The following is a 12,037-nucleotide window of genomic DNA, read 5'->3' on the forward strand; positions in this document are numbered from 1 at the left end:
TGCACCGGGCTGCGTCGGGCGATCGGCCCGGCGGCCGGCGTCCTGCCAGACGACCGAGGAGAAGGCGCGATGACCACCACGAGCACGCCCGGCATCGACTGGACCGACCAGGCGGTCTCTCACCTTCTCGACGCACAGACCTGCCCGATCTGCGTGAGCGCGCGGCTCGAGGCTGGGCACTGCCCGCAGTGCGGTGTCGACCTCACCGGGCAGGCCGGCGCCGACCTGTGGTCGGCATCCCTGGAGGCCGCTCGCCTGCTGCGCGTGCGGGCGGACCTGCAGCGCCGTGCGCTGCTGACCGCCACCCCGGTGCGCCTTTCGCCCCAGGCGCGGATCGCGGCCGCGGCCGCCGCGACCGCGGCGCAGAACGCGGGTGCCGCACCGGCAGGGCCGCCGCCCGTCGCCGCGGCAGCCCCGGCCGCGGTTCTGCCGTCGCCGGCACCGCTGCCGTCGCCGGCACCGCTGCCGTCGCCGGCACCGCTGCCGTCGCCGGCACCGCATCCGTCGCCGTCACCGTTCTCGTCGCCCGTGCCGCCTCCGCCGCCCGTGGCCGTGCCGCGGACCTCGTCGAACCCGGGCGCGAGTCTGCAGTCCGTGCTCGCCACCGCAGGTGCCGCGCTGTTCGCCGTCGCGGCGATCGTCTTCACGTTCTTCAACCCCGACCTCGCCGATCGCACGGTGCGCAGCATCGTCATCGGCCTCGTCACCCTGGTGTTCCTCGGCGGAGCGTGGCTGCTCGCCCGGCGCAGTCTGCAGTCCTCCGCCGAGGCGGTCGGCGGTCTCGGGCTGGTGTTCGTCGGACTCGACGTGCAGGCCGTCGCCGGCACCCCGCAGGACGACACCGCGGCCTGGATCTCGGGGGCGCTCGCGACCGCCGTCGCCGGCGGGATCATGCTCGCAGCCGCGCTGCGGGTCCGCATCCGGATCTGGCTGTGGGCCTCGCTCCTCGGCCTCGCGGCCGTGCCGGCCATGCTCGGGTTCGCCGCGACCGACGGTCTCCTCGCCGCGCTCTGCATCGCCGCCTCGGCCTTCGCCGCGACCGCGCTGTGCGCCCTGCTGCCGCGATTCGCGTCGCGGTTCCCCGCGAAGCCGGCCGAGGAGACGGATGTCGCGGATCAGGACGCCCTGTCCGCCGCAGCGCCCGGCGCCGGACGTGTGTCCGCCCCGGCACCGCGCCGGCCGCTCGCCTTCGAGGCGGCATCGCTGACGACGCTGCAGATCGTCGTAACCATGCTCGCGATCGTGCGCATCGTGTTCTCCGGGGACTCGGGCGTCGCGACCGCGCTGGTGCTGGGCGTGCTCGCGCTGCACGCGGTGCTCGCCGCACGGCAGACCCTGCCCCGGCTGTGGGCGGTGGCCGGCGGTGTGCTGGCCGGGGCGGCCGGCGCGACGATCGCAGGGGAGCTGCTCACGCAGGACAGCGGATACCGCGCGGCGGAGTGGCTCGTGACGGTGGTCCCGGCCGGCGCGGCGATCGTCCTGGTCCTCACCGCGCTCATCCCGATGCCCAGCCGCGTCTCGCGCGCGCATCTGGCCGCCGGCGCGGCGCTGACGCTGGCCGTGACGAGCATCCCCGCGATCCTCAGCGGACTGCTCATCGGGGCCACGCTGCTCCGCGACGTCCGCACACAGCAGGGCTCGCCGCTGAGCCTCTGGACCACGGAACCGGTCCTCGGCAGCACGACGCTTCCCGCAGTCGTCGCCCTCGCGGTCGTCGCCGGGGGAGCGTTCGCGTTCGCGCGAGTCGCCCTGCCGCAGCGCGGCATCCATCGACTCTGCGGCCCGGCGGACATCGTCGCCGTGCTGTATGCGAGCGGCGCAGTGCTCGCGCTCGCCTGCTCGGGCGTGCTCGCCCTGCCCTGGAGCATCGGTGTGGTCGTGGTGGCTGCGGCCGCCGTCGGCGTCGCACTGCTGACCGGGCGCGGGCGGCGTCCCGGCGCCGTGCGCATGCTCCTCATCGTCGGCGTGCACGTCGCGCTGGTCGTCGCGGTCCTGCTGTCCTGGCAGGACAGGTCGGTGGTTCCGCTCGCCGGCGCGGCGACGATCGTCGCGCTCGCGGTGGTCGCACGCACGCTTCCCGCCGACATCCGGTTCCTGCATGTCGGGGCAGGGTACGGCTACGCTCTCGCGCTCACCGCCACGGCGCTGTCCCTGGCGGGAGTCACCGGCATCGCGCAGTTCTCGCTGACCGCGTCGGCCGGACTGCTCGGCGCGATCGCCGCGACCTTCCTGCCGGCGATCGGAGCGCGGAACTGGTACGCCGTGCTCGTCGTGGCCACGGTGCCCTTCGCCCTCGGAGTCGTGCAGGTCGTCTTCGAGCGGAGTGGCTGGACGGCGCTGTCGACAGGGCTCATGTTCGCGCTCGCCCTCGCGCTGCTGTTCACCCGGCGCCCCGGGCTCACCGCTCCGGTGCGGATCGCCGCCGCCGGGCTGCTCGTGCCGACACTGGCCGTGGTCGTGGTGTGCCTGTGCGCGCAGCTGCTGGCCCAGAGCGGCTCACCGGTCGCGCTGCCGATCATCGCGGTGCTCGTCGCCGTCGCGCTGCCTTCCGGTCCTCTTCTCCGCGACCTGCTGACCGCGCGCGGTCGCGGGGAGCGCACGGCCGAGGCCGCACGGGTCGCGATCGAGGCGTCCGCGCTGCTGACCGGAGCGATCGCGGTGGTGCTCGCGCTGGCGCGCGAGGCGGCGGGGCTCGGCACCGCCTGCCTGGTGCTGATCGTGCTGGGCGTCGGTGCGGCGCTCGCGGCTCTGCTGGCCGGCCGGCGCTACGGCTGGTGGGTGTCGGCGGCCGCGTTCACGGGTGCGCTGTGGTCGACCTGGGCGCTCGCCGGAGTCGAGCTGCCGGAGGCGTACCTGCTGCCCCCGGCGCTCGGCGCCGCGCTCGTGGCCGTCCTGCTGACGATGCGCGGCCGCCCGGCTGTCCCCCTGTTCGCCGCGGGGCTGGGAATCGCGACGGTGCCGCTCGACGTGCTGCTCGCCGCCGCTCCGGCATCCGATGACGTCCCGTGGCGCGCTTACGGGCTGCTCGCCGCGGGATGGGTGCTGATCGGCGTGACCGCGCTGATCACCCGCTCCAGCGCCCCGCGACTGCGCCGGCTGCGTGCGCTGCGTGCACCGGCGCTCGGTGCCGCCGCGGTCGCCGCCGTCGCCGGCACGATCCAGGCCGTGCGGTGGGGCACCGGCCGGGATGCCGCTCCGCTGGCGCCGTCCGCACCGGGAGTGCTCCTGGTCTGCGCGGGGCTCAGCGCCGTCGCGGCGCTCGCGCTCGTCGTCGCGGTGCGGATGCTGCGGGGAGCGGCATCCGCCGGGCACCTGGCGCGGGAAGGTGCGGCTGCCGCGGATGAACAGGCCACGGGCTTCCGCGCGGAGCGCACATCACCGCGCGAAGCGCGCGGCCTGCAGGCGCGGTTCACCGCATCCCGCTGGCTGTACGCACCGGCGTTCCTCGTCTTCCTGGCCGGCGTGTGGCCGGCGATCGAACGGGACTGGATCGTGATCTGGGCGATGTGGGCGCTGATGCTCGCGGTGCTGGTGGTCATGGTGTGCGCAGCATCCGTGCGCGGCGCGATGCTGCCGCCGGTGTGGTTCCTGTTCGGACTCGCGTTCGTCACCGCCGTGGTGGCCTGGAGTCCGCGCGATCTCCGGGTGGAGTGGTTCTCGCTGCCGCTCGGCGCGCTCCTGCTCGCCGCGGGAGCGTGGGGACTCGGCGGCGACGGAACGAGGGCGGGCTCCCGGCTCGTGGACTGGCCGCAGGGGTGGCACGGCTCCTGGCCGCTGCTCGCGCCCGGGCTGATCGTGATGATGTCGGCATCCATCGTCTCCACGTTCACCGACCCGCTCACGTGGCGGGCGATCCTGGTGATGGTGCTCGCGCTCGCCGCGATCCTGCTCGGGGCGTCCCGCCGTCTGTCGGCGCCGTTCATCATCGGGCTCGTCGTGCTGCCGGTGGAGAACGTGTTCGTCTTCTCGGTGCAGCTCGGTCGCGGCATCGAGTCCATGCCCTGGTGGATCACGCTCGCCACGATCGGTGCGGTGCTGCTGATCATCGCGGTCGCGGGCGAGCGGCGCGAAGGCTCGGGCAGGGGAGTGGTGGCACGGATGCGCGATCTGCGCTGAACGGCGTGGCATCCGCCGTCATTTGACCGTTGACGTTACGCCGGATTACACTTGGTCGAGTGTGCGCACTGCCGTGCGCACACGTCAGGGCGCCGGCACTCGCCGGACCGCCCCCACGGCATACCCATCACACCAAAAGCGCGGCGGCTCCGTCACGCCGGTGGGTCATGATGTGAAACCCATCATGCTGTCACCGTGCAGCACTATTAGGAGAGAACGTGCCAACCATTCAGCAGTTGGTTCGCAAGGGCCGTTCGCCGAAGGTCAACAAGACCAAGGCGCCCGCCCTGAAGGCGAACCCGCAGCAGGCCGGCGTGTGCACCCGTGTGTACACCACCACCCCGAAGAAGCCGAACTCGGCGATGCGCAAGGTCGCCCGTGTGAAGCTGCGCAACGGCACCGAGGTCACGGCCTACATCCCCGGTGAGGGCCACAACCTGCAGGAGCACTCGCTGGTGCTCGTCCGCGGCGGTCGTGTGAAGGACCTGCCCGGTGTCCGCTACAAGATCGTCCGTGGTGCGCTCGACACCCAGGCAGTCAAGAACCGTAAGCAGGCTCGTTCCCGCTACGGCGCGAAGAAGGGTTGAGTTAGATGCCTCGTAAGGGTCCCGCCCCCAAGCGCCCCGTCGTCAACGACCCGGTCTACGGCGCTCCGATCGTCACCTCGCTCGTGAACAAGATCCTCGTCGACGGCAAGAAGTCGCTCGCCGAGTCGATCGTGTACGGCGCGCTCGAGGGCGTCCACGCCAAGAACGGTGAGGACGCGGTCGCCACGCTCAAGAAGGCGCTCGACAACGTGCGCCCCACCCTCGAGGTCCGCAGCCGCCGCGTCGGCGGCTCGACCTACCAGGTTCCGGTCGAGGTCAAGCCGCACCGCGCGAACACGCTCGCGCTGCGCTGGCTGGTCAGCTACGCGAAGGGTCGTCGTGAGAAGACGATGACCGAGCGTCTGCAGAACGAGATCCTCGACGCCTCGAACGGCCTCGGTGCCGCGGTCAAGCGCCGCGAGGACACCCACAAGATGGCCGAGTCGAACCGCGCCTTCGCGCACTACCGCTGGTAAGCCCTTCGACAGGCTCAGAAACCCATCCGGTTGCTGAGCCTGTCGAAGCACCACTCTTCGCAGTACCACTGCTCGACAGATAAGGACACTCCTGTGGCACAAGACGTGCTCACCGACCTAAGCAAGGTCCGCAACATCGGCATCATGGCGCACATCGATGCCGGCAAGACCACGACGACCGAGCGCATCCTGTTCTACACGGGCGTCAACCACAAGCTGGGCGAGACCCACGACGGCGCGTCGACGACTGACTGGATGGAGCAGGAGAAGGAGCGCGGCATCACGATCACGTCCGCCGCCGTGACCTGCTTCTGGAACAAGAACCAGATCAACATCATCGACACCCCCGGTCACGTGGACTTCACCGTCGAGGTGGAGCGCTCGCTCCGCGTCCTCGACGGCGCCGTCGCCGTCTTCGACGGCAAGGAGGGCGTCGAGCCCCAGTCCGAGACCGTGTGGCGTCAGGCCGACAAGTACGGCGTGCCCCGCATCTGCTTCGTCAACAAGATGGACAAGCTCGGCGCGGACTTCTACTACACCGTCGACACGATCATCAGCCGTCTGGGCGCGAAGCCGCTCGTGCTGCAGCTCCCGATCGGCGCCGAGAACGACTTCGTCGGCGTCGTCGACCTCATCGAGATGCGCGCGCTGGTCTGGCCGGGCGACGCCAAGGGTGACGTGACCATGGGCGCCTCGTACGAGGTGCAGGAGATCCCCGCCGACCTCCAGGCCAAGGCCGAGGAGTACCGTCAGCAGCTGCTGGAGACCGTCGCCGAGACCGACGAGGAGCTTCTGGAGAAGTTCTTCGGCGGCGAGGAGCTCACGGTCGCCGAGATCAAGGGCGCGATCCGCAAGCTCGTCATCGACGACGCGATCTACCCCGTGCTCTGCGGCTCGGCGTTCAAGAACCGCGGCGTGCAGCCGATGCTGGACGCGGTCATCGACTTCCTGCCGTCCCCGCTGGACGTGCCCGCCATCGAGGCGCACGACCCCAAGGACGAAGAGAAGATCATCGAGCGTCACCCCGACGCGAAGGACCCCTTCGCCGCGCTGGCCTTCAAGGTCGCCGTGCACCCGTTCTTCGGCCGTCTGACCTACGTGCGCGTCTACTCGGGCGAGCTCGAGTCGGGCTCGCAGGTCATCAACTCGACCAAGGGCAAGAAGGAGCGCATCGGGAAGATCTTCCAGATGCACGCCAACAAGGAGAACCCGGTCGACAAGCTGACCGCCGGCAACATCTACGCCGTCATCGGCCTGAAGGACACCACCACCGGTGACACCCTCGCCGACATCGCGCAGCCGGTCGTCCTCGAGTCGATGACGTTCCCGGAGCCGGTGATCGAGGTCGCCATCGAGCCGAAGACCAAGGCCGACCAGGAGAAGCTGGGTCTCGCGATCCAGAAGCTCGCCGAAGAGGACCCGACCTTCCGCACCGAGCTCAACCCCGAGACCGGTCAGACGACCATCAAGGGCATGGGCGAGCTGCACCTCGACATCCTCGTGGACCGCATGAAGCGCGAGTTCAAGGTCGAGGCGAACGTCGGCAAGCCGCAGGTGGCCTACCGCGAGACGATCAAGAAGGCCGTCGAGAAGCACGACTACACGCACAAGAAGCAGACCGGTGGTTCCGGCCAGTTCGCGAAGATCCAATTCAACATCGAGCCGCTCGAGCTGACGGCCGACAAGACCTACGAGTTCGTGAACTCCGTGACCGGTGGTCGCATCCCGCGCGAGTACATCGGCTCGATCGATGCCGGTTTCCAGGACGCGATGAACGTCGGCGTGCTCGCCGGCTACCCGATGGTGGGCGTCAAGGCGACCATCGTCGACGGTGCGGCGCACGACGTCGACTCCTCGGAGATGGCGTTCAAGATCGCGGGCTCCATGGGCTTCAAGGAGGCCGCTCGTCGGGCGAACCCGGTGCTCCTCGAGCCGCTCATGGCGGTCGAGGTGCGTACGCCGGAGGAGTACATGGGCGACGTCATCGGCGACCTGAACTCGCGTCGCGGCCAGATCCAGTCGATGGAGGACGCCCAGGGCGTCAAGGTCGTGCGTGCGTCGGTTCCCCTGTCGGAGATGTTCGGCTACATCGGCGACCTGCGCTCGAAGACCTCGGGCCGTGCGGTCTACTCGATGGAGTTCGACAGCTACGCTGAGGTTCCGCGCGCCGTCGCGGATGAGATCATCCAGAAGACCAAGGGCGAGTAAGCCCTTGTCCGGATCCTTCGACAGGCTCAGGAACCCAGTCGGGTCCCTGAGCCTGTCGAAGGGCCGGACTCCCCACAACTTCACACTCCCTCTCTACTGAAACTGAGAAACCGAAATCCGTAGGGAGCCGGTCACAATCCAGTGCCCGGCGATCTCTACACGAACGTCCTGAGGAGGACCAAGTGGCCAAGGCCAAGTTCGAGCGGACCAAGCCGCACGTCAACATCGGAACGATCGGTCACGTCGACCACGGCAAGACCACGCTCACCGCTGCGATCTCGAAGGTGCTCGCCGACAAGTACCCGTCCGACGTCAACGTCGTTCGTGACTTCTCGACCATCGACTCCGCTCCGGAGGAGCGTCAGCGCGGTATCACGATCAACATCTCGCACGTCGAGTACGAGACGCCGAAGCGTCACTACGCTCACGTCGACGCGCCGGGTCACGCCGACTACATCAAGAACATGATCACCGGTGCCGCTCAGATGGACGGCGCGATCCTCGTGGTCGCCGCCACCGACGGCATGATGGCGCAGACCAAGGAGCACATCCTGCTCGCCAAGCAGGTCGGCGTCCCCTACCTGCTGGTCGCGCTGAACAAGTCCGACATGGTCGACGACGAGGAGATCCTCGAGCTCGTCGAGATGGAGGTCCGCGAGGAGCTCTCCAAGAACGACTTCGACGGTGACAACGCTCCTGTCGTCCGCGTCTCGGGCCTGAAGGCTCTCGAGGGCGACGAGAAGTGGGTCGAGTCGATCGTCGAGCTGATGAACGCCGTCGACGAGCACGTTCCGGACCCGGTGCGTGACCGCGACAAGCCGTTCCTGATGCCGATCGAGGACGTCTTCACGATCACCGGTCGTGGCACCGTCGTCACCGGTCGCGCCGAGCGCGGCACCCTGGCGATCAACTCCGAGGTCGAGATCGTGGGCCTGCGCCCGACGCAGAAGACCACGGTCACCGGTATCGAGATGTTCCACAAGCAGCTCGACGAGGCCTGGGCCGGCGAGAACTGCGGTCTTCTCCTCCGCGGCACCAAGCGCGAGGACGTCGAGCGCGGCCAGGTCGTCGTGAAGCCGGGCTCGATCACCCCGCACACGGAGTTCGAGGGCACCGCGTACATCCTCAACAAGAACGAGGGTGGCCGCCACAACCCCTTCTACACGAACTACCGCCCGCAGTTCTACTTCCGCACCACCGACGTCACCGGCGTCATCACGCTGCCCGAGGGCACCGAGATGGTCATGCCCGGTGACACCACCGACATGTCGGTCGAGCTGATCCAGCCGATCGCCATGGAGGAGGGCCTCGGCTTCGCGATCCGTGAGGGTGGCCGCACCGTCGGCGCCGGCACGGTCACGAAGGTCGTGAAGTAAGCCATCTCACTCTGAGATCGGAGGGGTCGGACCTGAGGGTCCGGCCCCTCTGTCGTACCCGGACGTCTTCGTGCAGAATGGTGTCGCCGGCGACCGGCCGGCATCCGACGAGGGGGAAGGAACCCGCATGGGCATCGAGGACACGTTCAACGACGCGGTGAACAAGGGCAAGGAGTTCTTCGACCAGAACAAGGAGAAGATCGAAGAGGCCCTGAAGAGCGAGCAGGCCGAGGACATCAGCGACAAGGTGCTGGACGGCGCTGCCGACCTCGCGAAGAAGGTCGCCCCCGGCTCCGCCGAGCAGATCGACGGAGTCCGCGACAACGTCGACAAAGCGGTCGGCAACGAGTGACGAGTACCCCGCTCACCTGACGAAGAACCCCCGCCATCCTCGGATCGGCGGGGGTTCTTCGCTGTCTCCGGCGCGGCCTCGCAGCGCCCCGAGCGCAGCGCCCGCTCAGGATTCGCTCAGCGCGTGACGCTTGTCCCCCATATGGGGGACAAGATCGGCTCAGCATCGGCTGTTGTCCCCCAAATGGGGGACAAGCGCAGGTGACAATGGATGCATCTTCACCGGAGTCCTCCGCAGGCGACTCGCTCCTGATCCGACGGGTGCGACTCCACGAACAGGCCGGCGCCGTCGTGCGCCGGCCGACACCTGGGAGGGTGCATCATGAACAAGACCACCAAGGGGACCATCGCCGCGGGCGCCGCTGTACTGCTGCTGCTCGGCACCGGAGGGACGCTCGCCTACTGGAACGGCTCCGCCGACCTCGGCGGACAGACCATCTCCGCCGGCCAGCTGACGGTCGTGCAGGACGGAACGCCGACCTGGACGATCCAGCACGTCGACGGCACCGCCTCCGATGTCACGAGCATCACCGGACTCCGGATCGTCCCCGGCGACAAGCTCGTCTACCAGGGCGAGTACGACATCACCGGCCAGGGCCAGAACCTCGCCTTCACCGTCGGCCTCACCGACAGCGCGATCGCACCTTCGGACTCGTCCAAGGACACCGACAAGGCGCTCGCGAACCTGCTGGCGGACTCCGCCGAGTTCTCCGTCGACGCCGAGCCGGCGGTCGATGCGGGTACGCCCGTGACCGTGGCGAAGACCGGCGCGAACGGGATCGTGAACCACACCGCGACGATCACCGCCACGATCAACTGGCCGTTCGGCGACACGACGACGGGCGACAACGCCGCCCAGCTCGGCTCGGTCGACCTCTCGAAGTTCACCCTCGCCGTCACGCAGGTGGACGCGAACTGATGACCGGTGCGGCGTCGCGGGCCGGATGGCTCCGCGACGCCGCACACCACAGACCTCGAGAGGGAAGGAGCCGGAGATGAAGATCACGGCACGATCGGCCGCACCACGGACCCGCCGTACGGCGCCCACGGCCCGGTGGCGCACCCTGCTCCTCGCAATCTTCTCGAGCACGGCGGCGGTGGCCATCGGCGCCTCCGGCGCCGGAGTCACCTACGCCTACCTGAACGCCTCGGCGCCGATGAACGGCGCGACGGTGAGGGCCGGCGCCCTCGCCATCCAGATCAACGGCTCCGCCTCGGCCGACCTCGGCGCGAAGAAGGTGAGCCCCGCCGCACCCGCGGCGTGGGCGTTCACCGTCGCGAACACCGGGGATGCGCCGACCGCGCTCTCCGCGAAGATCACGGCTCCGACGGGCCCGGCCTATGCCGGCTCGGCCAGGGCCGTACTCGCTCCCGTCGCCGACTCCGCATCCTGCAAGACCACCGTGACAGGGCCGCAGGCCGCGCTGAACGGATACACCCTGCCGACCATGGGCGCACTCGCGCCCGGCCAGACCCGGTCGTACTGCCTCGTCGTCAGCCTGCCCGCCGGCACTTCGGCCAACGGCAGCGGCTCGTCGCTGGACTTCGTCGTCACCGTCGACGCCGCGCAGAGCGGCTCCTGAACACCATGCGCATCATGACCTCTTCACCTCGCCGTCACCTGCTGCCCCTGGCCGCCGGGCTGACCGCCTTCCTGGTGCTCGTGAGCGGGGGTGCCGCCTGGTCATCCTGGTCGGCCCAGTCCCGCGGACCCGGCACCGTGACCACCGACGCCGTCGCGGTCTCGCACGCCGGGTTCGCTTCGCCGGCGACCACCACCTACCTGCCGAGCAGCCTCTCCAGCACCCGCTCGTTCACGGTCACGAACAACAGCGCCGTGCAGGGGACGGCGACCGTGTCGATCACCTCGTCCGGCACCGCGGCATCCGGCCTTCCGATCTCGGTGTGGACGGTCTCGTCGGCCGACAAGTGCACGAGCAGCACGTCTGTGCCGGCATCCGGTGTGACGAAGGGCACCTGGGCGTCCGCGACGCTCACGCCCACCCTCGCCGCCGGGGCGATCATCACCTACTGCGTGCGCACCAGCATCCCGGACTGGAAGGCGATCACCGACCCCGTGGGCGGGAACACCGTCAACCCCGCGCTCACGGTCAGCCTGAACGCCCAGGGCTGGGTCGCGACGGCACCGACCGCGACGCACGCGCAGACCACCGCGGGCATGTACCCGCTGGTGACCGGGAACTTCTTCGACCCGAAGCTGGCGTCCACGTGGCACACCATCCGCCGTGCGGGCGACGCCGGGCTCTGCCTCGACGTCGCCGCCTCCGGTGGCGCGGGCACCCGGGTCATCACCTGGACCTGCCACGACCAGTCGAACCAGCGCTGGCAGTTCCTGCCGGTCAACGGCACGAATCAGACCCTGGTGACCGTCCGCCCGCGGCACGCACCCACGACCCGGCTCACCTACACCAGCTCCGGCGTGCAGCAGATCGCCGCCGGCGCGACCGGCGCCGCGGCACAGCAGTGGTACGTGCAGAAGGCGGGAGCCGGATTCTTCCAGCTCGTCTCCGCGGCCACGGGCAAGTGCCTGGGGATGAGCGCCGCCGGCGACGCCGACATGAGCGTGGTGGAGTGCAACGACGTCCGCGCCCGGCTGGCGTTCCAGCGCGAAGCGCTGACGATGTCGATGTCGAGCTCCGGCACCGCCGTGATGCTGGACTTCCACTCCATCTCCAGCTCGGGCACGCTCGTGCTGCAGCGTCTGCGCAACGGCTCGTGGGAGAACGTCACCTCCATCGTCCAGGGAGCCGGCGGCGTCTCGTTCGACATGTACAACGTCCTCACGAACGACGCCGACACCTCCCTGCGGATCGTCTTCCAGAACACCACCGACACGGCGTACTCCACGTTCGTCCTGCACCGCAGCACCAACACCGTCACCGTCGTCTCCGGGATCGGCTGA

At 69.5% G+C, this 12,037-nt stretch carries 9 protein-coding genes; all 9 read left to right on the forward strand.

Translation table 11 applies throughout. The features are described from left to right. Nucleotides 1-69 precede the first annotated feature (69 nt). The 9 genes from L2X99_RS00600 to L2X99_RS00640 all read left to right on the forward strand — a co-directional run bounded on the left by L2X99_RS00600 (nucleotide 70) and on the right by L2X99_RS00640 (nucleotide 12,037). Nucleotides 70-4,116, forward strand: coding sequence for an SCO7613 C-terminal domain-containing membrane protein (locus L2X99_RS00600; protein WP_236135501.1), 4,047 nt, complete (start codon nucleotides 70-72; stop codon nucleotides 4,114-4,116). 218 nt (nucleotides 4,117-4,334) lie between these two features. Beyond that, nucleotides 4,335-4,703, forward strand: coding sequence for a 30S ribosomal protein S12 (gene rpsL / locus L2X99_RS00605; protein WP_183499724.1), 369 nt, complete (start codon nucleotides 4,335-4,337; stop codon nucleotides 4,701-4,703). Nucleotides 4,704-4,708: 5 nt separating this feature from the next. Beyond that, entirely contained in the window at nucleotides 4,709-5,179 is a 471-nt protein-coding gene (rpsG, locus tag L2X99_RS00610) for a 30S ribosomal protein S7 (RefSeq protein WP_116241736.1), read from the forward strand. Nucleotides 5,180-5,272: 93 nt separating this feature from the next. Then, nucleotides 5,273-7,387 (forward strand): elongation factor G, encoded by a 2,115-nt coding sequence (gene fusA, locus L2X99_RS00615; RefSeq protein WP_236125493.1) that lies wholly within the window; start codon nucleotides 5,273-5,275, stop codon nucleotides 7,385-7,387. Nucleotides 7,388-7,569: 182 nt separating this feature from the next. Beyond that, complete coding sequence (gene tuf, locus L2X99_RS00620; RefSeq protein ID WP_236125492.1) at nucleotides 7,570-8,763, forward strand: elongation factor Tu; 1,194 nt, start codon at nucleotides 7,570-7,572, stop codon at nucleotides 8,761-8,763. 70 nt (nucleotides 8,764-8,833) lie between these two features. Continuing rightward, the gene (locus L2X99_RS00625; RefSeq protein WP_329608086.1) at nucleotides 8,834-9,115 is read left to right on the forward strand and encodes a hypothetical protein; all 282 of its coding nucleotides are present in this window, start codon (nucleotides 8,834-8,836) and stop codon (nucleotides 9,113-9,115) included. Nucleotides 9,116-9,436: 321 nt separating this feature from the next. Further along, nucleotides 9,437-10,033: an alternate-type signal peptide domain-containing protein gene (locus L2X99_RS00630; protein WP_236125490.1), complete on the forward strand. Its 597-nt coding sequence runs from the start codon at nucleotides 9,437-9,439 to the stop codon at nucleotides 10,031-10,033. A gap of 76 nt (nucleotides 10,034-10,109) precedes the next feature. Further along, entirely contained in the window at nucleotides 10,110-10,697 is a 588-nt protein-coding gene (locus tag L2X99_RS00635) for a hypothetical protein (protein WP_236125489.1), read from the forward strand. A gap of 14 nt (nucleotides 10,698-10,711) precedes the next feature. Next, nucleotides 10,712-12,037: an RICIN domain-containing protein gene (locus L2X99_RS00640; protein WP_236135502.1), complete on the forward strand. Its 1,326-nt coding sequence runs from the start codon at nucleotides 10,712-10,714 to the stop codon at nucleotides 12,035-12,037.

The sequence above is a fragment of the Microbacterium sp. KUDC0406 genome (assembly GCF_021582875.1).
In the GTDB taxonomy this organism is placed as follows: domain Bacteria; phylum Actinomycetota; class Actinomycetes; order Actinomycetales; family Microbacteriaceae; genus Microbacterium.

Excerpts from the sequence above, each read along its gene's own strand:
- L2X99_RS00600 (WP_236135501.1), top strand. The coding sequence starts at position 70 with ATGACCACCACGAGCACGCCCGGCATCGACTGGACCGACCAGGCGGTC.
- rpsG (WP_116241736.1), top strand. The coding sequence starts at position 4,709 with ATGCCTCGTAAGGGTCCCGCCCCCAAGCGCCCCGTCGTCAACGACCCG.
- L2X99_RS00630 (WP_236125490.1), top strand. The coding sequence starts at position 9,437 with ATGAACAAGACCACCAAGGGGACCATCGCCGCGGGCGCCGCTGTACTG.
- L2X99_RS00635 (WP_236125489.1), top strand. The coding sequence starts at position 10,110 with ATGAAGATCACGGCACGATCGGCCGCACCACGGACCCGCCGTACGGCG.
- L2X99_RS00640 (WP_236135502.1), top strand. The coding sequence starts at position 10,712 with ATGACCTCTTCACCTCGCCGTCACCTGCTGCCCCTGGCCGCCGGGCTG.